General features: G+C 64.3%; 22 protein-coding genes. 15 read left to right on the plus strand and 7 right to left on the minus strand.

All coding sequences use genetic code 11. The features are described 5' to 3' along the window. The first annotated feature begins 108 nt into the window (after positions 1–108). From Ga0080574_RS23255 to Ga0080574_RS23295, 9 genes are all read left to right on the plus strand, one after another. Positions 109–1,542: a 6-hydroxynicotinate reductase gene (locus Ga0080574_RS23255; RefSeq protein WP_237219401.1), complete on the plus strand. Its 1,434-nt coding sequence runs from the start codon at positions 109–111 to the stop codon at positions 1,540–1,542. Next, positions 1,539–2,402 (plus strand): UPF0280 family protein, encoded by an 864-nt coding sequence (locus Ga0080574_RS23260; RefSeq protein ID WP_076705247.1) that lies wholly within the window; start codon positions 1,539–1,541, stop codon positions 2,400–2,402. Before Ga0080574_RS23255 ends, Ga0080574_RS23260 begins: the two co-directional genes overlap by 4 nt. Continuing rightward, complete coding sequence (locus Ga0080574_RS23265) at positions 2,395–2,979, plus strand: amino acid synthesis family protein (protein WP_076705255.1); 585 nt, start codon at positions 2,395–2,397, stop codon at positions 2,977–2,979. Before Ga0080574_RS23260 ends, Ga0080574_RS23265 begins: the two co-directional genes overlap by 8 nt. Then, on the plus strand, positions 2,976–3,554 hold the full coding sequence (locus tag Ga0080574_RS23270; protein WP_076705257.1) for an amino acid synthesis family protein: 579 nt from the start codon (positions 2,976–2,978) through the stop codon (positions 3,552–3,554). The genes Ga0080574_RS23265 and Ga0080574_RS23270 overlap by 4 nt, the downstream gene beginning before the upstream one ends. A gap of 223 nt (positions 3,555–3,777) precedes the next feature. Next, positions 3,778–4,986, plus strand: a complete 1,209-nt coding sequence (locus tag Ga0080574_RS23275) for an ABC transporter substrate-binding protein (protein WP_076705259.1) — start codon at positions 3,778–3,780, stop codon at positions 4,984–4,986. A gap of 155 nt (positions 4,987–5,141) precedes the next feature. Then, complete coding sequence (locus Ga0080574_RS23280; protein WP_076705261.1) at positions 5,142–6,998, plus strand: ABC transporter permease; 1,857 nt, start codon at positions 5,142–5,144, stop codon at positions 6,996–6,998. Further along, positions 6,998–7,768, plus strand: a complete 771-nt coding sequence (locus Ga0080574_RS23285; protein ID WP_076705263.1) for an ABC transporter ATP-binding protein — start codon at positions 6,998–7,000, stop codon at positions 7,766–7,768. Before Ga0080574_RS23280 ends, Ga0080574_RS23285 begins: the two co-directional genes overlap by 1 nt. Continuing rightward, positions 7,761–8,462, plus strand: a complete 702-nt coding sequence (locus Ga0080574_RS23290; protein WP_076705265.1) for an ABC transporter ATP-binding protein — start codon at positions 7,761–7,763, stop codon at positions 8,460–8,462. Before Ga0080574_RS23285 ends, Ga0080574_RS23290 begins: the two co-directional genes overlap by 8 nt. A gap of 164 nt (positions 8,463–8,626) precedes the next feature. Continuing rightward, positions 8,627–9,073: a MarR family winged helix-turn-helix transcriptional regulator gene (locus Ga0080574_RS23295; RefSeq protein ID WP_076705267.1), complete on the plus strand. Its 447-nt coding sequence runs from the start codon at positions 8,627–8,629 to the stop codon at positions 9,071–9,073. Positions 9,074–9,078: 5 nt separating this feature from the next. Here Ga0080574_RS23295 and Ga0080574_RS23300 read toward each other — a convergent pair whose 3' ends face one another. Further along, complete coding sequence (locus Ga0080574_RS23300; RefSeq protein WP_076705269.1) at positions 9,079–9,459, minus strand: hypothetical protein; 381 nt, start codon at positions 9,457–9,459, stop codon at positions 9,079–9,081. 121 nt (positions 9,460–9,580) lie between these two features. On the opposite strand from Ga0080574_RS23300, the gene Ga0080574_RS23305 reads away from it, so the two are divergent. Next, entirely contained in the window at positions 9,581–10,345 is a 765-nt protein-coding gene (locus Ga0080574_RS23305) for an alpha/beta fold hydrolase (protein WP_076705271.1), read from the plus strand. Positions 10,346–10,372: 27 nt separating this feature from the next. On the opposite strand, the gene Ga0080574_RS23310 is transcribed toward Ga0080574_RS23305, so the two are convergent. The 3 genes from Ga0080574_RS23310 to Ga0080574_RS26080 form a co-directional block, all read right to left on the minus strand. Continuing rightward, positions 10,373–11,341, minus strand: a complete 969-nt coding sequence (locus tag Ga0080574_RS23310) for a LysR family transcriptional regulator (RefSeq protein ID WP_076705273.1) — start codon at positions 11,339–11,341, stop codon at positions 10,373–10,375. 113 nt (positions 11,342–11,454) lie between these two features. Then, positions 11,455–11,796 carry a hypothetical protein gene (locus Ga0080574_RS23315; protein WP_076705275.1) on the minus strand — a complete coding sequence of 114 codons (342 nt, stop codon included), beginning with the start codon at positions 11,794–11,796 and terminating at the stop codon, positions 11,455–11,457. Positions 11,797–11,943: 147 nt separating this feature from the next. Then, positions 11,944–13,368: a hypothetical protein gene (locus tag Ga0080574_RS26080; protein ID WP_156876435.1), complete on the minus strand. Its 1,425-nt coding sequence runs from the start codon at positions 13,366–13,368 to the stop codon at positions 11,944–11,946. Positions 13,369–13,502: 134 nt separating this feature from the next. Between Ga0080574_RS26080 and lepA the strand changes: the two genes are divergently transcribed. Further along, positions 13,503–15,302: a translation elongation factor 4 gene (gene lepA / locus Ga0080574_RS23325; protein ID WP_076705279.1), complete on the plus strand. Its 1,800-nt coding sequence runs from the start codon at positions 13,503–13,505 to the stop codon at positions 15,300–15,302. A 379-nt stretch (positions 15,303–15,681) separates the two neighbouring features. Here the strand turns inward: lepA and Ga0080574_RS26085 are convergent, their stop codons facing one another. The 3 genes from Ga0080574_RS26085 to Ga0080574_RS23335 all read right to left on the minus strand — a co-directional run bounded on the left by Ga0080574_RS26085 (position 15,682) and on the right by Ga0080574_RS23335 (position 17,853). After that, positions 15,682–16,149 (minus strand): HEPN domain-containing protein, encoded by a 468-nt coding sequence (locus Ga0080574_RS26085; RefSeq protein WP_156876436.1) that lies wholly within the window; start codon positions 16,147–16,149, stop codon positions 15,682–15,684. Between the two features lie 15 nt (positions 16,150–16,164). Then, positions 16,165–17,208 carry a DUF262 domain-containing protein gene (locus Ga0080574_RS23330; RefSeq protein WP_076705281.1) on the minus strand — a complete coding sequence of 348 codons (1,044 nt, stop codon included), beginning with the start codon at positions 17,206–17,208 and terminating at the stop codon, positions 16,165–16,167. Between the two features lie 225 nt (positions 17,209–17,433). Beyond that, on the minus strand, positions 17,434–17,853 hold the full coding sequence (locus Ga0080574_RS23335) for a DUF4168 domain-containing protein (protein WP_076705283.1): 420 nt from the start codon (positions 17,851–17,853) through the stop codon (positions 17,434–17,436). Positions 17,854–18,251: 398 nt separating this feature from the next. Between Ga0080574_RS23335 and Ga0080574_RS23340 the strand changes: the two genes are divergently transcribed. The 4 genes from Ga0080574_RS23340 (at position 18,252) to Ga0080574_RS26090 (ending at position 21,731) form a co-directional block, all read left to right on the plus strand. Next, positions 18,252–18,851 (plus strand): outer membrane protein, encoded by a 600-nt coding sequence (locus Ga0080574_RS23340; RefSeq protein ID WP_076705285.1) that lies wholly within the window; start codon positions 18,252–18,254, stop codon positions 18,849–18,851. 87 nt (positions 18,852–18,938) lie between these two features. Further along, positions 18,939–19,214: a hypothetical protein gene (locus Ga0080574_RS23345; RefSeq protein ID WP_237219309.1), complete on the plus strand. Its 276-nt coding sequence runs from the start codon at positions 18,939–18,941 to the stop codon at positions 19,212–19,214. 112 nt (positions 19,215–19,326) lie between these two features. Further along, positions 19,327–21,285, plus strand: coding sequence for a DNA topoisomerase IV subunit B (gene parE / locus Ga0080574_RS23350; protein WP_076705294.1), 1,959 nt, complete (start codon positions 19,327–19,329; stop codon positions 21,283–21,285). Continuing rightward, positions 21,282–21,731 carry a hypothetical protein gene (locus Ga0080574_RS26090; protein ID WP_156876437.1) on the plus strand — a complete coding sequence of 150 codons (450 nt, stop codon included), beginning with the start codon at positions 21,282–21,284 and terminating at the stop codon, positions 21,729–21,731. Before parE ends, Ga0080574_RS26090 begins: the two co-directional genes overlap by 4 nt. Positions 21,732–21,745: the final 14 nt, after the last annotated feature.

A 21,745-nucleotide genomic window follows, 5' to 3' on the forward strand; every position in this document is an offset into this window, starting at 1 on the left:
GCAGATCAGCCAGCAGCCGGAGCCCGCGACTTGAGCACACCGACGTCCCCCGCGAAACGCAGCCCCTCGGACCGCCCCGACAAGATCCGCTGCGATGCCTGCCCGGTGATGTGCTACATCGCCGAGGGCCGCGCCGGCGCCTGCGACCGCTATGCCAACGAGGGCGGCGAACTGGTCCGGCTCGACCCGCTGACCATTCTGGAAAACCGCGAGGACGTGGCGCTGGTGCCCTTTCTCGACCGCGAATGGGACGGCGATATCGTCTCGGGCGACGAGGCTTTCATCACCGCCGTGGGCTCCGGCACGACCTATCCCGATTACAAGCCCGCGCCGTTCATCGTCGCCTCCAAAGCGGCGGATGCCGACATGATCACCGTGGTGACCGAGGGGATCTTTTCCTATTGCGGCGCCAAGGTGAAGATCGACACCGACCGGCATCTGGGCAGCGAATGCGCCTGGGTGCGCGCCGAGGGTGAGGTGATCGGCCATGTCACCACCTCGGAATACGGCAGCCAGATGCTGAGCCTCGGCGGGGTCAACCACCTCACCGGCGGCTCCAAGAAGGAGGGGCGCGCGACCTGCTCGGCCCTGCTGGCGCTGTGTAATGGCGAAAGCGTCGCGCTGAGCATCGACAATGGCGCCGAGCTGGAGATCGCCGCCGGACAGGCGCCTGTGGTCAATGGCCAGCGCGAGGAGCGCATGCGCGTCGGCTGCGGCTCGGCCACGGTGGGCATGTTCGCGGCGCAGTGGCAGGGGCTGGTCGACGAGGTTGTCGTGGTCGACGATCATATCACCGGCGTGATGTCGGAACATCAGGCGGGCAAGGTCATCGGCTGGCCCGCCACCGGGATCAAGATCAACGGGCGGCGCTCGACGCCGGGGCGCTATTTCCAGGTGGCCGAGCCCGGCACCGGCTGGGGCGGCACCGATCTCTCCGATCCGCTGGAGATTCTCGGCGCGTGGAAACCCGGCATCGCCTGGCCCGGACTGTCGCTGCTCATGGTCTCGACCACCGGCGAGCACGCCGCCTATTTCGAGCTGAACGAGGATCTCGTGCCGGTCGAGAAAGAGATGCCCGAGCGGCTGCTGCCTTCGGTCCGGCGGATCGAGGATAATTGCGAGCCGTCGCTCGCCTCGGTGCTGTTCATGGCGGGCGCCGGCGGCTCGCTGCGCTCGGGCGTGACCGAGAACCCGGTGAGCCTCACGCGCTCGGTGCAGTCGCGGCTGACCCGGGTGACCTGCGGCGGCGCGCCGGTGATGATCTGGCCCGGCGGCGGCATCACCTTCATGTCGGACGTGACGCAGATGCCGAAAAACGCCTTTGGCTACGTGCCCACCCCGGCGCTTGTGGCACCCATCGAGTTCACCATGCGGCGCGAGGATTATCAGGCGCTTGGCGGGCATATGGACTATGTGATGCCGCTGGAGGAGGCGCTGAAGGGCGTCACCGGGCGGCAGAGCGATCACCGGCTCTCGGGCCGCCGCGCCGAGACTCGCAAATCGGGCAGCCCCTGGCCTGTCAGCCGGGAGCCCGCAAAATGAGCTTTCGCGAGGCCCCCATCGTGCGGATGGCCCGTGACGGGCGGATGCGGCTGACCCATGGCCCGATCGACGTGATCGTGACGGCAGAAGGCCCCGAAAGCGCGGCCAAAGCCGCCCTGCGGCGCGCGCATGAGGCCTTTGAACCGGTGCTCCACGATCTCTGCGCCGAGCTGCCCCGGCTGCGCGCGGCGCATGGTCCCGCGCCGCGTGGCGCCGTGGCGCTGCGGATGCAGAGCGCCACCGATCTCTTCGCGCCCGCCTTCGTGACACCGATGGCGGCAGTGGCGGGATCGGTGGCCGATCATATCCTGGCGGCGACGCTGGTGCCCGGTCACGGACTCGCCCGCGCGCACGTGAACAATGGTGGCGACATCGCGCTCTGGACCGGATCCGCGCCGCTGCGGCTGGCGATCTGCGAAGACCCGCAGACCGGCGCGCCCGGCGCCCGCGCCAGCATCGCGCCCGGCGATGGCATCGGCGGCGTGGCTACCAGCGGCTGGCGCGGGCGTTCGCACTCGCTGGGCATTGCCGACGCGGTCACCGTGCTGGCGCCCGACGCCGCGCGGGCCGATGCCGCCGCCACGCTGATCGCCAACGTGGTGGACCTGCCCGGCCACCCCGCCATCACCCGGATGCCCGCAAGCACCCTCGCCCCCGACAGCGATCTGGGCGACCGGCCTGTGACCACCGGCGTGGGCGCGCTCACCGCCCGCGAGGCGCGGCGCGCGCTGGACGCGGGCCGCGTGCTGGCCGAAGACTATATCCGCCGGGGCCTGATCCGCGCCGCCTGCCTTGCGCTGGCGGGCGAGCGGGTGGCCCTCGGCACCGCCATTGCCAAGGAGGAGCCCGCCCATGCCTGAGGTCAAGATCCGCAAGACGCTGGTCCAGGTCGAAACCGTCTATCACGAGGGCGGCCCCGCCCCCGAAACGCCGCAAAAACGCGCCGCCGCGCTGGCGGTGATCGAGAACCCCTATGCCGGGCGCTATGTGGACGACATCGCCCCCTTCATGAAAGACCTCGAACCGCTGGGGGCGCAGATGGCGCAGCAGCTCATCGACGCGCTTGGCGGCGATGCGGCGGCGGTCGAGGGCTATGGCAAGGGCGCCATTGTCGGCGTGAACGGCGAGATCGAGCATGGCGCGCTCTGGCATGTGCCGGGCGGCTACGCGATGCGCGACGCCATCGAGAAGAGCAAGGCCATCGTGCCCTCGGCCAAGAAGGTCGGCGCGGCGGGCACGCGGCTCGACGTGCCGGTGACCCATACCAACGCCTCTTACGTGCGCTCGCATTACGATGCGGTGGAGGTGGGTATTCCCGACGCGCCGCGCCCGGACGAGATCGTGCTGGTGCTGGTGATGACCACCGGCGGGCGCATCCACGCCCGCATGGGCGGTCTGACGAAAGAAGACGTCAAGGGCGAGGACGGGTTGCGGTGAAGCTGCGCAAGATCATCACGCAGGTCGAGGAGACCCGCTCGGAGATGGGCCGGACGGTCACGCCGCCCGCCCGCCGGGCGCTCGCGGCGGCGGTGATCGAAAATCCCTTTGCCGGGCGCTACGAGGACGACCTGTCGGAACTGATCGAGACCGGCGCCGCGCTTGGAACCTTGCTGGGCGAGGAAGCGCTGGCGGCGCTCGGCTGCGGCGCGCAGGCGGTCGAGGGCTATGGCAAGGCCGCGCTGGTGGGCGAGCTGGGCGAGTTGGAACACGCCGCAGCACTCCTGCACCCCAGGCTCGGCGCGCCGCTGCGCGCGGTGATCGGCGGCGGCAAGGCGCTGGTGCCCTCCTCCAAGGCCATCGGGCGTGCAGGCGAGAGTCTCGACATTCCGCTGGGCCACAAGGATGCCGCCTATGTGCGCAGTCATTTCGACGGCATGCGCCTGCGCATCGCCGACGTCCCGCGCCCGCGCGAGATCGTTGTGGCGGTGGCGTTGCAGCAGACCGGCCGCCCGCTGCCCCGCGTCGGCGGCTTGCAGCATCGCGAGGTGACGGGCGAGGACGGGTTGCGATGACCCTGACCGCGCCGCATAGCGCTCCGCGACAGGCCGGAGGGGCGCCTTCGGGTCCGGCCCGTCTTGCCTGTCCGGTAACAATCCCCCAATCTCGAGACGACAGACCGTTCCCGGCCCGCGTCGCCGCCCGCCCGGCGGCGATTGCAGATCCAGACACCCGGCGCAAAGACCGGATCACATCGGGGGCCGCAGCGCCCCTCAGCCAACAGGAGAGTGACACGCGATGAACCTGATGAGACGCACCGTGCTGGCCACGGCCGCCGCCCTTGCCCTGACCCCTGCCACAGCTTTTGCGCAGGAGACGATCAAGGTCGGCGAGATCAACCATTACAAGCGCCTCGCCGCCTTTGCCGAGCCCTACAGGAAGGGCATCGAACTGGCGCTGAGCGAGATCAACGCCGATGGCGGCGTGCTGGGCAAGGATCTGGAATTCATCTTCCGCGACGATCAGGGCGACCCGGCCGAGGCGGTGAAGATCGCCGAAGAGCTGATGACCCGCGACGGCGCGGTGATGTTCACCGGCTCGATCCTTTCGAATGTCGGGCTGGCGCTGTCGAGCTTCGCCAACGAGAAGAAATATCTCTACCTCGCCGCCGAGCCGCTGGCCGACACGCTGGTGTGGACATCCGGCAACCCCTATACCTTCCGCCTGCGCGTCTCGACCTGGGTGCAGGCCGCCATGCTGGCCGAGGAGGCCGCCAAGACCGACGCAATCAAATACGCCACCATCGCGCCGAACTATGCCTATGGCACCGATGCGGTCGAGGCCTTCAAGACCAACCTCAAGATGCTGAAACCCGAGGTGGAATTTGTCGCCGAGCAATGGCCGGCGCTGTTCAAGATCGACGCCGGCGCCGAGGTGCAGGCCATCGAACGCGCCAAGCCCGATGCGATCTACAACGTCACCTTCGGCACCGACCTCGCCAAATTCGTGCGTCAGGGCACCGACCGGGGGCTCTTCGAAGGCCGTCCTGTCTATGGGCTGCTGACCGGCGAGCCGGAATATCTCGAACCGCTGGAGGACGAGGCGCCTGAAGGCTGGTTCGTCACCGGCTTCCCCTGGTACGGGTTCGAGGACGGCACGCCGGGCAAGACCTTTGTCGATGCCTATGAGGACTTCACCGGCGAGACGCCGAAAATCGGCTCGCTGGTGGGCTACATGACCGCGCAGAGCATCGCCGCCGCCATCACCAAGGCCGGCGCCACCGATACCGAGGCGCTGCGGATGGCCTTCGAAGGGCTTGAGGTCGAGGGCACGCCCATCGGCACGCTGCATTACCGCGAGATCGACAACCAGTCGACGCTGGGCGCCTGGACCGGCACCACGGCGGTGGAGGACGGCAAGGGCGTGATGGTCGACTGGACCTATAACGACCCCGCGCCCTACATGCCCTCCGACGAGGAGATCATGGAGATGCGCCCGGCGGAATGAGCCCGGCCCAGCCATGAGGCCCCGGACCACGTCCGGGGCGGGTTGGGACGGCTCCGACCGATGCCCCCCGCCCCGGGCCTGACCCGGGCCTCCACCGGAGCCGCCCGCGCGGCGGCCCCGCAAGCCTCTCTCCCGATACCAGCCAGAGGACCGTCATGGCCTTCTTCTTCGCCCAGTTCCTCACCGGGCTTGCCAATGCCGCCGCGCTGTTCCTCGTGGCCTCCGGCCTGTCGCTGATCTTCGGCGTCACCCGGATCGTGAATTTCGCGCATGGCTCCTTCTACATGCTCGGCGCCTTCATCGGTGTCGTGCTGATGGATCTGCTGCCCGGCCATGTCGGGTTCTGGGGCGCCATCCTGCTCACCGGACTTGCGGTGGGCCTCATCGGCGCCGTGGTCGAGATGGTGGTGCTGCGCCCGATCTACCGCGCGCCGGAGCTGTTCCAGCTTGTCGCCACCTTCGGGGTGATCCTCGTCATCCAGGATCTGGCGCTGATGATCTGGGGCGCCGAAGACCGTCTTGGCCCCCGCGCCCCCGGCCTGCGCGGCGTCTGGCGGATCTTTGACGAGCCGGTGCCGAAATACGATATCGTGCTGATCGCCATCACGCCGGTCATCCTCTTCGCGCTCTGGTATCTCATCGCCCGCACAAGGCTGGGCGTGCTGGTACGCGCCGCCACGCAGGACCGCGAGATGGTCGGCGCGCTCGGCGTCAATCAGGCCTGGCTCTTCACCGGGGTCTTTGCGCTCGGCTCGGCGCTGGCCGGGCTTGGCGGCGCGCTGCAACTGCCCAAGGGCGGCGCCGATCTGCTGATGGATTTCAATATCATCGGCGCGGTCTTTGTCGTGGTGGTCATCGGCGGCATGGGCTCCCTGCCCGGGGCCTTCATCGCCTCGGTGCTGATCTCGGTGCTGAACGTGTTCGGTGTCACCTACCTGCCGCAATCGACGCTGGTGCTGATGTATGTGGTCATGGCGGTGGTGCTGATCGTGCGCCCCTACGGGCTTCTGGGCCGCGAGGAGGTGGCGGGCGAACATGGTCAGGTCGGCGCGCCGGAAACCCCGATCCGCCCCTACGGGCGCAAGGGCATGGCACTGGTCGCGGTGCTGCTCGCCCTGCTGGCGCTGCTGCCCGTCTTTGCCGAGCCCTTCGTGCTGACGCTGGTGGTCGACATGGTGGTCTTTGCGCTTTTCGCCGCCAGTCTGCATTTCATCCTCGGCTCCGGCGGGCTGGTCAGCTTTGGCCATGCGGCGTTTTTCGGCGGCGGCGCCTATGCAGCGGCGCTGCTGGTCTATCACACCGGCACGCCGATGGAGCTCGCCTTTCTCTTCGCGCCGCTCGCCGCCGGGCTGCTGGCGCTGGGGATCGGCTGGTTCTGCATCCGCCTCACCGGCGTCTATTTCGCCATGCTGACGCTGGCCTTTTCGCAGCTCGTCTGGAGCCTCGCCTTCCAGTGGCGCTCGGTCACCCGTGGCGATGACGGGCTGGTCAATATCTGGCCCGCCGAGTGGCTCTCGGGCGACATAGCCTATTACTATTTCGCGCTGGCCTTCGGCATCGGCGGAATTCTCGTCCTGCGCCATGTCATCCACGCACCCTTCGGCTATGCGCTGCGCGCCGGGCGCGACAGCCCGCGCCAGGCCGAGGCCACCGGCATCGACGTCAAGCGCGTGCAATTCGCGGCCTTCGCGCTGGCGGGCGCCATGGCGGGGCTTGCGGGCGGGATCTTCGTCTTTTCCAAGGGCTCGGTCTTCCCGACGGAGCTGGAGATCGCCAAGAGCTTCGACGCGCTGATCGTGGTGTTTCTCGGCGGGGTGAAGACGCTGGCGGGGGGCGTCGTGGGCGCCAGCTTCATGACCGTGGTCGAGGACTGGCTGGTGCGGCTGGAATACTGGCGGCTGCTGCTGGGGCTGGTGATCATCGCGGTGGTGATCGTGATGCCCGAAGGCATCGTCGGCACGCTGCGCACGCTCTGGCGGCGCCTGCGCCATAGCGATGAGGAGGCGGTCTGATGTCCGAGATCCTGCGTGTCGAGAACCTCAAGAAAAGCTATGACGGCTTTCTCGCTGTCAACGATGTGTCCTTCGCCGTGGCAAAGGGCGAGCTGAAGGCGCTGATCGGCCCCAATGGCGCCGGCAAGTCCACCTGTTTCAACATGCTCATGGGGCAGCTCAGACCCACCGCCGGGGAAGTCTATCTCGACGGCGAGCGCATCACCGGCAAGCGCCCGCGCGAGATCTGGCGGCGCGGCGTCGGGCGTACCTTCCAGATCACCGGCACCTATCAGTCGATGAGCGTGATCGAGAATGTGCAGATGGCGCTGATGAGCCACCACAAGCGGATCTTTTCCATCGCGCCGCGCGCCTGGAAGCTCTACCGCGACGAGGCGATGGGCTTTCTCGACACGGTGTCGATGGCCGATCAGGCCGACCGGCCCTGTTCGGTGCTGGCCTATGGCGATCTCAAGCGGCTGGAGCTGGCGATTGCGCTCTGTCACCGCCCGCGGCTCTTGCTGATGGACGAGCCCACGGCGGGCATGGCGCCCTCGGCGCGGATCGAACTCATGCAGCTCGTGGCCGATATCGTGCGGGATCAGGGCGTCTCGGTGCTCTTTACCGAGCATGACATGGACGTGGTCTTTGCCCATGCCCATCACATCATGGTGCTGAACCGGGGCGAGCTGATCGCCGACGGCTCTGCGACCGAGGTGCGCAACAACCCGCAGGTGCAAGAGGTCTATCTGGGCGGCGGCACGCTCTTCAAGGAGGACGCAAATGCTTAGCGTCGAGCGCATCCACAGCTATTACGGCAAGGCGCATATCCTCAACGATCTCAGCTTCGAGGTGCGGCGCGGCGAGGTGGTCGCGCTTCTGGGCCGCAATGGCGCCGGCAAATCCACCACGATGAAATCGGTGATGCAGCTTGTGCGCCCGCGTCAGGGACAGGTGACGTTTCAGGGCCGCGATCTGGTGGGCGAGCCCGCCTTCCGCGTCGCAAAATGCGGCATCGGCTACGTGCCCGAGGACCGGCGCATCTTCACCGATCTCACGGTCTTGGAAAACCTTGAGGTCGGTCGCCAGCCAAAGCGCGAGGACGCGCCGTTCTGGACCCAGGAGCAGCTTTTCGAGATCTTCCCCAACCTCTACGAGCGCCGCGCCAACCGGGGCAAGCACATGTCGGGCGGCGAGCAGCAGATGCTGACCATCGCGCGCACGCTGATGGGCAACCCGGCGCTGCTGCTGCTCGACGAGCCTTCGGAGGGCATCGCGCCGGTGATCGTCGAGCAGATGGCCGAGACCATCAAGACGCTGAAGCAAGAGGGGCTGACGGTGATGATCTCCGAGCAGAACCTGCATTTCGCCCGTGCGGTGGCGGATCGCGCGATCATCATCGAGGGCGGGGAGAAGAAGTTCGACGGCAGTTTCGCCGAGCTGGAGGCGCATCCGGAGATCCGCGATGCCTATCTGTCGGTCTGACAGCCCGGCGGCATCGCCCGGCCACGGGGCTGTGTCGGAGTATTTGGGAGAAAGATGAAAGGGCGCGGGCCGCGCTCTGCCCGCAAGGCGGCACTGGCGATGCCGCATTGCCTTTCGCAGGAAATGACGTTACGTCCGTTCCCCGGAAAAGGAGAGCCTTGCCTTTGGACGATATCCGCAAAGCCCGCACCAGCGCCGAACACGGCTATCTGCTGGACGAACAGATCGGATTCCTGTTGCGCAAGGCCTATCAGCGCAATTCCACGCTTTTTGCCGAGCTGGTGCCGGGCAAGCTGACGCCGACGCAGTTCTCGGTGATGCACCGGCTGGCCGAGGACGGCCCGATGTCGCAGAACCGGCTGGGCCGCTCGGTGGCGATGGACGGGGCGACGACCAAGGGCGTGGTCGACCGGCTGATCGCGCGCGGGCTGCTCAGCACCGCCCCCGACCCGGACGACCGGCGGCGGCATCTGGTCTCGCTGACGGCAGAGGGCGTGACGCTGATCGACGAGGCGGTGGAGGCGGCGATCGAGGTCAGCGCCGAAACGCTGGCGCCTTTGCGCGAACGCGAGCGGGAGACGCTGCTGCGGCTTTTGAAGAAGCTGGGATAGCGGCCTCAGAGATAGCCGCGCCAGAGCAGCAGCCCCATCAGCAGCGCAAAGACCAGCAGCAGGTTCAGCATCACCGCAGCGAGCAGCGACAGCCGCCTGCCGCGCCGCCGGTCCGCCACGTCGATGCGCTTGAGATGCGCCTCGACCCGCTCCGCCGCGGCCCCGACGGCGGTGGCGTCGATCATCCGCGCCAGACGCGGATGCCCGGCCATGCGGCGCGCCTCGACCACCTTCGCCAGATCGCCGCGCAGCGCGCGCGGCAGCGCCCGGCGGGCGCGGGCCGCGCGGGTCTCGAACCCGCCACGGCGCAGCGACAGCTTTTCCTCGAAAAGCCGCTCCAGCCGCGTCACCGCGCCGCCGATCTCCGGATCCACCATCATCGCCATGCCCGCCAGATCTGCGCAAATCCGCGCCCGATGCAAGCCCCTCGCGCACGCCGGCGCAAAAACCGCGACGGGAGCGCCCTGCCCCATTCCCTTCGCCGCGCGCATCTCCTAGACAGAGCCCATGCTGAACACGATCCTGCATGGCACGCCCGGTGCCGAACCGCCGCTTCTCATCGTCCACGGCCTCTTCGGCTCCGCCCGCAACTGGGGCGTGATCGCCAAGCGGCTGTCCGACGAGCGCCAGGTCATCGCCGTCGACCAGCGCAATCATGGCGAGTCGGCCTGGACCGAGACACACAGCTATCCCGACATGGCGGCGGATCTCGCCGAGGTGATCGACGCCCATGGCGGGCGCGCCGACGTGCTCGGCCATTCCATGGGCGGCAAGGCGGCGATGGTGCTGGCGCTGACCCGGCCCGAGATGGTGGGCCGGCTGATCCTCGCCGATATCGCGCCGGTGACCTACGAGCATTCGCAGATGCAATATGTCGATGCCATGCGCGCGGTCGATCTGTCGCGGGTCGAGAAACGCTCGGATGCCAGCGAGCAGCTCGCCCGCACCGTACCCGACCCGACGCTTCAGGCCTTCTTCACCCAGTCGCTCGACGTCAAGGAGAAGCGCTGGAAACTCAATCTCGACCTGCTGGCCAGGGAAATGCCCAAGATCCTCTCCTTCCCCGAGATCGACGGCCGGTTCGACGGCCCCACCCTGTTCCTCTCCGGCGCCGAGAGCGACTACGTCAAACGCGAATACCGCGAGCGGATCCTGACGCTGTTTCCCGCCGCGCGCTTTGCCAAGATCCCCGGCGCGGGGCACTGGCTGCACGCGGAAAAGCCGCGCGAATTCGAGGCGGCGGTGCGCGCCTGCCTCGCCGCCGAGCGCTGACAGTTTCACGATTTCCGAAACTGGGCGCTACTCGCCCGCCAAAACCCGCAGCTCGCCTTCGAGCCAGGGAAGCTGGCGCAGCGCCGGGTCGATGACCAGTTCCGAGACCAGCTTGCGCATGGTGCGCGCCACATCGCGCGGCACCCGGTCGCTCCAGTCCGAAGCCGCAAACAGCGAGATCGTGCGCGCAAAAGGCTGCACCGGCAGGGGATGCGCCTCCATCCGGTCATGCAGACGGCCCGCGCGCATATAGCCCAGCGGCGTGGTGATGCCCCAGCCCACCCCGCGCGCCACCAGCGTCATCAGCGACAGATGCGCGCCGATCTCGAAGCGTTCGGGGAATTCCAGCTGCTGCCGCGCCAGATGTGCCTCGATCTGCCGCCCGATGAGCTGCTCGCGGTCATAGCGCAGCATCGGCAGCGCGCGCATCAGCGCCTCTGCCCCGCCCGCCTCGGCCAGCGCGCCGCGCGCGCAGACCAGCATGAAGGGATCGCGCACCAGCGGGTATTCCACCACCCCGTCCAGCACCGCGCCGGAGCTTGCCGCGATGGCGATATGCAGCTTGCGCTCGCGCATCGCCTGGGCGATCTCGTGGCTCGGCGCGGTGACCAGCTTGAAGCGGCAGCGGGTCATGTTCTCGGCCAGAATCGTCACGAGCTGCGGCGTCAGATCGTTGTCGAAATCGTCGATCACGCCAAGGTTCAGCGTGCTGAGATGGGTGAGATCCATCACCGTCAGCTCGTTCTGCGCCAGCCGCAACTGGCCCAGCACGCTCTGGGTGCGCATCAGGAAGGAGCGCCCGGCGGGGGTGAGCTGCATCGGCCGGCGGCCGTGATCGACCAGCTCCGCCCCCAGCGCCGCCTCGAGATTGCGCATCTGCTGGCTGACGGCGGGCTGGCTGAGCCCGGTCAGGTCGGCGGCCTGTGCCACCGAGCCGCTCGCGGCCAGCGCCTCGAACACTTCGAGCCCGCGCAGGGTCACCCCTTTCATCAGCATGGCCATCCTCCGCCGCGCCGCCCGTGTCAGAGGGGCGACTTTCACCTTTTGTGAAACTCCGCGCGGTCGGGGTCAAGCGCGCAGGCGGCAGACCCGCCCGCGCCGTGCGGGGCTCAGACGCCCTTGCACATACGCTCGGCGCGGTCGACGAAGGCGCTGTAGCGCTTCCAGAAGGCCTCGTGGCTGGCGCGGTCGGACTGGCGGATCTCCTGCGCGCGATGCGGATCGCGGTAGAACCCCACGGCCATGCGCTGATCGCCATTGCTCAGTTCGACATTGGCGGCGGCCTGGATGCAGCCGCAGAGCTGCGGGCTGCGCGCCTTGCGGTCGGACGAGATACAGGCATCGCTGATCGGCCCGCTCGCCATGCGCGTCACCCGGTAATCGCTGCGCGAGCCGCCGCCGCCGCATCCCGCGACCACGGCCAGCACCACTACAAAGGAAATCGCTCTCATCCGCCTGCCATCCTTGCGCCTGCTCGTCCCCTCGAGGGCTTTGCGCCCTGCTCTGTGGGGAGGTTTTGACACAAAATGCCCCAAAACGCGGCGGGGTTCAATTCACCAGAGTGTCAGCTGGGCGGCGGCAAGCACTGTGATCTCCGGTCAGGTCGGCGGCTCGCCCTCGTCAAAGAACCAACCGGCAATCCGCCTCCCCAGATCGAGCAACCACTTTGCAGCCTTGTCTGCCTTCTGCCCTTGATCCAGCCAGCGTCCGAGCACCGTTACCCGATTGACAAGCACCGCGCGCCATGCACGCGGCGGCTTTTCGGCCTCTACGACAATCTCGACAGCTTCTTCTATCTCCGCTTTTGCACGTGGTGTGAGCGGAGCGTTTTTCTCAAGCACTCCGGGCAACTGACGCAGATCCGCGCGTTCCTGCGCTGTCGGGTATCGCCGCGTCTCAAGCGCAGCCAGTCGTGCGATCCGAGCGCGAACCACATCGCTTTCCCCGCAGATCTCCTCGACCGAAGTGTAAAGAACATTATTCAGCGCGATCAATGCACCGTCTTCCGGGTATTCATCGCCGATCTTACGTTGAAGACTCATACAGGCATTCCAGAACGAGACAGCGACAAGACTCGGCTCTGCACGGTGAGGCCCCAGCGCCCGACGGAGCAAAATCGCCTCGAATGAGCTGTGCTGAAGTCCATTCCCACCAGAAGATGCAATCGCGGAATCCAGCGAAATCTCCACCTGCCCACACGCAAAATCGAGCGCGCTTTGTGGAATAATGACATCATCCCCGACATCCCATTGACCGCTTTCGCGCCTGACAAGCGGCGGAGTGATCGAAGACTTCTGGCTTCTCTCAATCTCGCGGATCCACTCAGCCACCCGACGCGGAGCATCCTCCCCGGTCCAGATCTCATCGGGGATCTCGGTGGCGATGCGGTATTGCAGATCGAAATCGAGCGGTTCGCCGCGGTCGGCGGCCTCGTACCAGCGGATCCAGAAATCAAAATCCGCATCGAGCGCCGAGAACGGTCTGGATTGTTTCAGGATGTCGGACAGAAAGTCGGGACGTTTGTCGCCCCAAAGCAGCCTCGTCCTCAACGCCTCCAAGGAATGATCCGCGTCACTATGGACGGCAGAGCGGACGGCGGCGGCGGCGGCGTCGCCCACGGCGTGGGCGTCGGCGGCGGCGGCGCCCACGGCGTGGGCGGCGTCGGCGGCGGCGTCGCCCACGGCGTCGGCGGCGGCGGCGTGGGCGGCGTGGGCGGCGAAGGCGGCGTCGGCGGCGCCCACGGCGTCGGCGGCGGCGGCGTGGGCGGCGAAGGCGGAGGAGCGGGCAGCGGAGCGGGCGGCGTCGGCGACGAAGGTGAAGGCGGAGGAGCGGGCGGCGGCGTGGGCGGCGACGGCGGCGACCTTTTTGATTTCGGGGGGTGGCGAAGCAGCCGCAACCCCCGAAATCAGCATCGCACGTCCTGTCAAGAGCGCAAGTCTTCGATGCGCATCGGTGAGGCTGTTGCCGTCCGGAAGCCAGGCGATCGCCCACCAGACCCGCATCGCCGCCCGCGTCGCGATCATGACGCAGATCTCTTGCGGCTGCGTCTTCAGCCACGCCTCGAATTCGTCGTCGCCCCTAAACTCCACGCCTACCCGCGCCCCATCTCACACAGCACCTTGACCGAACCCGCAAACCCCATCATATCCACGAAATCATGACCGACCTCGCGCATATCCGCAACTTCTCCATCGTTGCCCATATCGACCACGGGAAATCCACCCTGGCCGACCGGCTGATCCAATCCACCAACACCGTCACCGAGCGGGAGATGAAGGAGCAGTTGCTCGATGCCATGGACATCGAGCGCGAACGCGGCATCACCATCAAGGCCAACACCGTCCGCATCGAGTACATCGCCGAGGACGGCGAAAAATACGTGCTGAACCTCATCGACACGCCCGGCCATGTGGACTTTGCCTACGAGGTCTCGCGCTCGATGCGCGCGGTCGAGGGCTCGCTTCTGGTGGTGGACAGCACGCAGGGCGTCGAGGCGCAGACGCTGGCCAATGTCTATCAGGCCATCGACGCCGATCACGAGATCGTCCCGGTGCTGAACAAGATCGACCTGCCCGCCTCGGAACCCGAGCGCGTCAAGGAACAGATCGAGGACGTGATCGGCATCGACGCCTCCGAGGCGCTGCTGGTCTCGGCCAAGTCCGGCATCGGCATCAAGGAGACGCTGGAGGCGATCATCCACCGCCTGCCCGCCCCCAAGGGCGACCGCGACGCGCCGCTCAAGGCGATGCTGGTGGATTCGTGGTACGACCCCTATCTCGGCGTGGTCGTGCTGGTGCGGATCATGGACGGCGTGCTGAAAAAGGGCGACCAGATCAAGATGATGCAGACCGGGGCGAAATACCCGGTCGACCGCATCGGCGTCTTCCGCCCGGCGATGCAGACTGTCGACGAGCTCGGCCCCGGCGAGATCGGCTTTCTCACCGCGCAGATCAAGCAGGTGCGCGACACCAAGGTGGGTGACACGATCACCCATGAGAAGAAGGGCTGCGAGTCGCCCCTGCCCGGCTTCAAGCCTTCGGTGCCGGTGGTGTTCTGCGGGCTCTTCCCGGTGGATTCCGCCCAGTTCGAGGATCTGCGCGACGCCATTGAGAAGCTGGCGCTCAACGACGCCTCCTTCAGCTTCGAGATGGAGACCTCCGCCGCGCTCGGCTTCGGCTTCCGCTGCGGTTTCCTCGGGCTCCTGCATCTCGAGGTGATCCGCGACCGGCTGGAGCGCGAATACAATATCGACCTGATCACCACCGCGCCCTCGGTCATCTACAATGTCTTCATGAAGGACGGCGAGCTGATCGAGCTGCACAACCCCGCCGACATGCCCGACATGTCGAAGGTGGCGCATGTGGAGGAGCCGCGGATCAAGGCGACGATCCTGGTGCCCGACGACTATCTCGGCGATGTGCTGAAGCTCTGCCAGGACCGGCGCGGCATCCAGCTCGACCTGACCTATGCGGGCAACCGCGCCATGGTGGTTTATGACCTGCCGCTCAACGAGGTGGTGTTCGATTTCTACGACCGGCTGAAATCGGTGACCAAGGGCTATGCCAGCTTCGATTACCAGTGGATCGGCTATCGCGAGGACAATCTCGTGAAGATGCAGGTGCTGGTGAATGATGAGCCGGTGGATGCGCTGTCGATGATGGTGCATCGCGACCGCGCCGAGATGCGTGGCCGGGCGATGTGCGAGAAGCTCAAGGACCTGATCCCGCGCCACATGTTCAAGATCCCGATCCAGGCGGCCATCGGCGGCAAGGTGATCGCGCGCGAGACGCTCTCGGCGCTGCGCAAGGACGTGACGGCGAAGTGTTATGGCGGGGATGCGTCGCGGAAGAAGAAGCTGCTGGAGAAGCAGAAGGCCGGCAAGAAGAAGATGCGCCAGTTCGGCAAGGTCGACATCCCGCAGGAAGCGTTTATTTCCGCCCTCAAGATGGACAGCTAAGTCCATCTGGAGGGCGCGCGGGCGACAGCGGGTTTGGCTATGCCAAATCCCGCGTGCCCGCACGGCTGAGGGGCGCACACCCCCACCGCACTCCCCACCCGTCCCGGCCCCCGCGCCGGGACCTCTCCCTCTCCGTGGATGACAGGCCCGGCAAGGCGCGCTAAGCTTCCGCCATGCCGGCGGCCTTTCGCCATGACGGGTTCCGGTTCTTTTTCTATTCCAACGAGGGCATCTCTTGTGAGACGCACATCGCGCTAGAAAATATCCACCGCCACCAAATCAAGATTAGGCATACTTTAGAAAGTGAACATCTTAGGTTAAAAATGTTAACGACGCGAAGCAGGCAACCACTTGCCCATCTGCATATTAAAGGAATCCCTCACCTAATTGACAATTCGAACTTCTCCAAAAACAGCTCAGCCGCGTCGATACCTTGGCGTGCGGTCATTAGTGTCGTTGCCTCTGGCTCCCCATGAGCCAAATTATGACGGCATGTAAGTAAATTAGAATAATATGTTGCATATTGATCCGGCACAGACGAATTGAACAGCTCCTTACACTCCTCACCAAATCTCTTCGCCAAATCAGCAATATCTGACTTCTTTATTCTCCCTTGATTTTTCCCGTATGTTTGAGAAATAAAGTGAGACACTTTTCGGTCGCCTATTCCTCCGAATCGATCGGATAAAATCGCCTCAACCTTTTTTTCAACCTCAGAATACACCATCGCAGAAACATAGCCAGAAAGAGCCTGCTCAAGAAACGCACGATCACCAGGGTTCGCGCGGTCAGCTCGATCAACAATCTCATCTACAAGCTCTAACACAGCTCTCGACTTGATAAGCATCTTAAAAATACCTGATCAAGTCAGGAACTCATCGGCTTTTTCGATTCTAGTATGAACTTCGTGGCGGTCGCTCGTATTTGCAGATGTCGCCGCCACAAATCCTGTGTCAGAAAAGAGCATATCAAGAGAATCTTCAGACGGATTTCCTCCAGAATTTACTAACGAGCAAAGAACTGCATCTAGAGCGCCATAGTTTAGCTTCCCTCTAAGATGAAATGGCTTTTCTGGCTTGACATTTAAAACTGCCCTACACGCATGTAAGAACTGATTCCGCAGCACATCGAGATTATCGGAATCCTTCATTTTCGCGGTATAGTTACTCAAAAAACCCTTCATTGGCTTTTCATACTCCAGCCATGAATCTGATAGAGCAAGAACACGAAGAAGAAGCTCAACATCCCTAAACCTCTTGTCTGGCTTGGGACGCGCAAGAATTTTTCGCCACTCAGTCGACTCGTTCATCTCATCCAAGAAAGAAATGAACTTACCATGATAGACACATCGGCGAACCTCCATCGGGTTTAAGTTCATACCTCCTGTATTCAATCTCTCAAAAATCAGGTAGATACTTCTATCATCCAAAGGATCCAGCTGCTGAATAATAGTCGCCCTCATCACCGCCTGCTCAAGCTTGAATTGATCTGATTCACTCAAGTCATCAAAAGATTTCCCATTCCACCGAGCCGAGACCCCCTTAAGCCGAAATTTATTCTCACCCATAACTCCAGACAAATAAGCGGTAACCGATGTAATACGCTGGTGACCATCAATAACTTGATATCCCTTGCCCGCCCGAGGTTTATACAAAAAGACACCCGGAACCGGCAATCCAATCAAAAAAGATTCAATCAACTTAGATGCCTTTACTTGATCCCAAACAAATTGTCTTTGAAAATCCGGCACCTTAAGAAGACCATCATCAAGTTGCTGCTTATACCCCTTCAGAGTAGTGTCGGCTGGGTAGTTAAGTATTTCAAACTCCAGCTCAGGTGTCTCTTCCTGTTCATAATCTTCTTCAGTTTTTTCAATGTCCCAATCGGCAGACTGTTCCTGCGACATAGTTTCGTCCTCATCGGCTTTTCACAACAACTACATGGATACCCTCAAAAGGCAATCCTACACCGGCCAAAGCCCAAAAATCTCTTGATATCACATCTGCGCCAACGTTTTCGACCTGTCAAAGTAGCGTATCGTCGAATTTGTGGTTCGGTTTGCCCCCCCTCCGACAGGCGCCATACAAAAAGACCGCCCCTCCCGGGGCGGCCCACGTCACATACTCAAACCTCACTCCGTCATCATCCGCTCGCCGCGCTGGCGGGTCTCCACCATCGCGAGGATCCGCTCGTTGAGCTCCGGGTCGCTCTGGGCGGCCTGGCCGATGCGGTTGTAGGTCGTCACGTCCATACCTTCGGTCTCCTCGACCGCCGCCGTCATCTCGGTATTGGCCTCCTGGATCAGCGCCTTTTTCTCATCCTCGGCAGCCGCGGCCTCGATCTGCGTCATGTAATCCTTCTGCACCTCCTGAACCTGCAACGCCGCATCGACGAAGGAGCTGAGCTGGTCCTCGGAGAAATCCGCCGCCGGTGCGGTCGCCGCCGGAGCCTCGGGGGCGGTTTCGGCGGTCTGGGCCATGACCGGCGCCACCGGCGCGGCGATCAGGGCGGCGATGATCGTGGATTTGAGCAGGGTGCCGTTCAGTTTCATAAGCTCTCCTTCCGGGGGATCCCGGCTGTCTGTGGTCGAGCACGGGATCATCCCGCACCTTCGCCTCAAGAGCTATGCAGTCCCGCGCCCACGTCAAACGCCCCGCCGCCCGCAACGGGAAAGACAGCAAAGCCCCGCCGATACCGCGCGCAAAGGGCGGCGGGCTGCCGCCGGCGGCCTGTGGTTCCATTGACGTGGCGGCGCCGGGCCAAACCCCGCCAACGCCCGATCACAGGCCGGCAAGCCTTTGCCGACACAGCGAAAAACCCGCAAATCCGTCGCAGTTCCGCAACAGCAAAATGATGTGATCGCCCCGTGTGGAGCGATCCGCCCTCCCCATCGTTACCTCCTCAGTCGCGGGAGCCACTCACCCCGCACAATGACAGGAGCAGACGACAATGACCTTCAAACCGCTTATTCTCGTGCCCTTCCTCGCCACCCCCGCCTTTGCCGGCTCGCTCGACCAGGCCGCGCCGGAGCCCGCGCCCGCCGCGCCTGTGGTGCCGGTCACAACGCCGGCCACCGGTGACTGGACCGGCCCCTCGGTCGGTGTGCAGCTCGGCTATGGCAGCGCCGATGCGGATGGCCCCGCCGATGACAGCGAAGAGGGTGCGCTTTATGGCGTGCGTGCCTTCTACGACCACGATTTCGGCAACTGGGTCGCCGGTGGCGGGCTGCAATACGATGGTGCCGATATCGACCTCGGCGACGCGGGCAATGTCGATGGCATCGCCAAGCTCGGCGGCCGGGTCGGCTATGATATGGGCCGGACGATGATCTACGGCTCGGGCGGCTATGCCCATGCCTCCACCGATGGCGGCGCGCTCGATGCGGGCAGCTCGGACGGCTATTACGTGGGCATCGGCGCCGAGACCTATGTGACCGACAATGTCACCGTCAGCGGCGAGCTGAACTATAACGAGTTCGAGGATTTCGACGCCAACGACCTGAAGGTCGGCGCCACCACCGCTACCGTGGGTCTGAACTACCGCTTCTGACCCCGGCTCCCGCGTCCGGCCCCTTCCCCGGGCGCGGGATTTCCAGACCGTCATGAAACCGTTACGCTCCGGTGCATGCGGTCGCTTTTGCTGATTCCCCTCCTCCTGCCCACGGCGCTGCCTGCCGCCTCTCCCATCGCGGAGGTGCTTTGCGAGCCCGGGCCCCGCATGACCGAACGGCTGACCACGCGCCACGGCGCCACGCTCACCTCGACCGGGCTGCGCAACCCCGAGGAGGTGGTCGAGCTCTGGACCGATGCGCAGGGCGACTGGACCATGGTCATCGCCTATGCCTCCGGCACCTCCTGCATCGTCGCCATGGGCGAGCACTGGGCGACGCGCCTGCCACAAGATCCGGCGTAATCCACAGGCTTTCCCCCATGATCGTGGGGTCTGACGCCGCGCGGCCCCTTCCCCCGCCCGCGCCGCTCTGCCATACTCGGCGCCAATCATCGCACAAGACGAGCAGGGCACCATGGCAGACGATCTCCTCGCGGCTACCGAAGCATCCAGTTACGACGCCTCCTCCATCGAGGTGCTCGAAGGGCTGGAACCGGTGCGCAAGCGCCCGGGCATGTATATCGGCGGCACCGACGAGCGGGCGCTGCATCACATGGTGGCCGAGGTGCTCGACAACTCCATGGACGAGGCGGTGGCGGGCCATGCCAACCGCATCGAGGTCGAGCTGCACGCCGATTACGCGGTGACGATCCGCGACAACGGCCGCGGCATCCCGATCGACCCGCACCCCAAGTTCCCCGGAAAATCCGCGCTGGAGGTGATCCTCTGCACCCTGCACGCGGGCGGCAAGTTTTCCGGCAAGGCCTATGAGACCTCGGGCGGCCTGCACGGGGTCGGCGCCTCGGTGGTCAACGCGCTCAGCGATTCCATGGTCGTGCAGGTGGCGCGCAACAAGGAGCTCTTCGAGCAGCGCTTTTCCCGCGGCCTGCCGCTGGGCGGGGTGGAAAAGGTCGGCGCGGCGCCCAACCGGCGCGGCACCACCGTGACCTTCCACGCCGATGAGCAGATCTTTCACCACCACCGGTTCAAGCCGGCGCGGCTCTTCAAGATGGTGCGCTCCAAGGCCTATCTCTTCTCGGGCGTGGAGATCCGCTGGAAATCCGCCATCGACGACAAGGAAACGCCAACCGAGGCCAGCTTTCACTTCCCCGGCGGTCTGGCGGATTACCTTTCCGAGACGATGAACGGCTCCTCCACCTATGCGGACAAGCCCTTCTCCGGCACGGTGGATTTCAAGGAAAAGTTCAACACGCCCGGCAAGGTGGAATGGGCGATCAACTGGACGCCCTCGCGCGACGGCTTCATCCAGTCCTACTGTAACACCGTCCCCACCCCCGAGGGCGGCACCCACGAGGCCGGGTTCTGGTCGGCGATCCTCAAGGGCATCCGCGCCTATGGCGAGCTGGTCAGCAACAAGAAGGCCAGCCAGATCACCCGTGACGACCTGATCACCGGCGGCTGCGCGCTGGTCTCCTGCTTTATCCGCGAGCCGGAATTCGTCGGCCAGACCAAGGACCGGCTGGCCACCACCGAGGCGCAGCGGCTGGTCGAGGGCGCGGTGCGCGACCATTTCGACAACTGGCTGGCCTCGGATACGAAATCCGCCGGCGCCATTCTCGATTTCCTCGTGCTGCGCGCCGAGGAACGGCTGCGGCGGCGTCAGGAGAAAGAGACCGCGCGCAAATCGGCGACGAAAAAGCTGCGCCTGCCGGGCAAGCTCACCGACTGCACCGCCAAGAACCGCGAGGGCACGGAGCTGTTCATCGTCGAGGGCGACTCCGCCGGCGGCTCCGCCAAGGGCGCGCGCTTCCGCGAGACCCAGGCGCTCTTGCCGCTCAAGGGCAAGATCCTGAACGTGCTGGGGGCGGCGTCGAACAAGCTCAGCTCCAACGCCGAGATCCGCGATCTTTGCGAGGCGTTGGGCGTCGGGCTCGGCACCAAGTTCACCATCGACGATCTGCGTTACGACAAGATCATCATCATGACCGACGCCGATGTGGACGGCGCCCATATCGCCTCGCTGCTGATGACCTTCTTCTACACCCAGATGCGGCCGCTGATCGACCAGGGGCATTTGTATCTGGCCTGCCCGCCCTTGTATCGCCTGACCCAGGGCGCGCGGCGGATCTATGTGGCGGACGATGCCGAGAAGGAGGAGATGCTGGCCAAGGGTCTGGGCGGCAAGGGCAAGATCGACGTACAGCGCTTCAAGGGTCTGGGCGAGATGGACGCCAAGGATCTCAAGGAAACGACCATGGACCCGGCGACGCGCAAGCTCATCCGGGTGACCATCGACGAGGACGAACCGGGCGAAACCGGAGATCTGGTGGAGCGCCTGATGGGCAAGAAGCCCGAGCTGCGGTTCCAGTATATCCAGGAGAACGCGCGGTTTGTGGAGGAGTTGGATGTTTGATGCATTGGACAAATTATTTCAGCAGCCTTGCTCCCACATTTGTCGCGTTAATTGTAGCGTACATCGCCTTCCAGCAATGGCAGACCAACAGAACATCTCTTAGAGAGAGATTATTTGACCGTAGACTTGAGATTTTTGAAGAAACGCATACTTTTCTCTCAGAAGTTATTCATAAAGGAACAATTTCAGAAACGAGTATTTTTAGATTTCACGCAGCAATTCACAAAGGAGAATTTCTATTTGAGAGCGATGTTATTTCCTACATGAACGAGATAAGAATCGCATCCGTAAAGTTACTTGAGCACGAAACTATCGCAAGAGAAGCGACGAACAAAGAAGAGCGACAAGAGAATATAAAAAGAAAGTACGAAAAACTGGGAACTCTCGACGAAAAAATCGAGAACATTTTTGATGTCTTTAGGCCCTACCTTCATTTCGCTCGATAGAAGATCAGTTAAAG

Source organism: Salipiger abyssi (assembly GCF_001975705.1).
Lineage (GTDB): Bacteria > Pseudomonadota > Alphaproteobacteria > Rhodobacterales > Rhodobacteraceae > Salipiger > Salipiger abyssi.

Coding starts and splice junctions, on each gene's coding strand:
- Ga0080574_RS23255 (WP_237219401.1), top strand. CDS start 109: ATGTGCTACATCGCCGAGGGCCGCGCCGGCGCCTGCGACCGCTATGCC.
- Ga0080574_RS23260 (WP_076705247.1), top strand. CDS start 1,539: ATGAGCTTTCGCGAGGCCCCCATCGTGCGGATGGCCCGTGACGGGCGG.
- Ga0080574_RS23265 (WP_076705255.1), top strand. CDS start 2,395: ATGCCTGAGGTCAAGATCCGCAAGACGCTGGTCCAGGTCGAAACCGTC.
- Ga0080574_RS23275 (WP_076705259.1), top strand. CDS start 3,778: ATGAACCTGATGAGACGCACCGTGCTGGCCACGGCCGCCGCCCTTGCC.
- Ga0080574_RS23280 (WP_076705261.1), top strand. CDS start 5,142: ATGGCCTTCTTCTTCGCCCAGTTCCTCACCGGGCTTGCCAATGCCGCC.
- Ga0080574_RS23285 (WP_076705263.1), top strand. CDS start 6,998: ATGTCCGAGATCCTGCGTGTCGAGAACCTCAAGAAAAGCTATGACGGC.
- Ga0080574_RS23290 (WP_076705265.1), top strand. CDS start 7,761: ATGCTTAGCGTCGAGCGCATCCACAGCTATTACGGCAAGGCGCATATC.
- Ga0080574_RS23300 (WP_076705269.1), bottom strand. CDS start 9,459: ATGGCGATGATGGTGGATCCGGAGATCGGCGGCGCGGTGACGCGGCTG.
- Ga0080574_RS23305 (WP_076705271.1), top strand. CDS start 9,581: ATGCTGAACACGATCCTGCATGGCACGCCCGGTGCCGAACCGCCGCTT.
- Ga0080574_RS23310 (WP_076705273.1), bottom strand. CDS start 11,341: ATGCTGATGAAAGGGGTGACCCTGCGCGGGCTCGAAGTGTTCGAGGCG.
- Ga0080574_RS23315 (WP_076705275.1), bottom strand. CDS start 11,796: ATGAGAGCGATTTCCTTTGTAGTGGTGCTGGCCGTGGTCGCGGGATGC.
- Ga0080574_RS26080 (WP_156876435.1), bottom strand. CDS start 13,368: ATGATCGCGACGCGGGCGGCGATGCGGGTCTGGTGGGCGATCGCCTGG.
- lepA (WP_076705279.1), top strand. CDS start 13,503: ATGACCGACCTCGCGCATATCCGCAACTTCTCCATCGTTGCCCATATC.
- Ga0080574_RS26085 (WP_156876436.1), bottom strand. CDS start 16,149: ATGCTTATCAAGTCGAGAGCTGTGTTAGAGCTTGTAGATGAGATTGTT.
- Ga0080574_RS23330 (WP_076705281.1), bottom strand. CDS start 17,208: ATGTCGCAGGAACAGTCTGCCGATTGGGACATTGAAAAAACTGAAGAA.
- Ga0080574_RS23335 (WP_076705283.1), bottom strand. CDS start 17,853: ATGAAACTGAACGGCACCCTGCTCAAATCCACGATCATCGCCGCCCTG.
- Ga0080574_RS23340 (WP_076705285.1), top strand. CDS start 18,252: ATGACCTTCAAACCGCTTATTCTCGTGCCCTTCCTCGCCACCCCCGCC.
- parE (WP_076705294.1), top strand. CDS start 19,327: ATGGCAGACGATCTCCTCGCGGCTACCGAAGCATCCAGTTACGACGCC.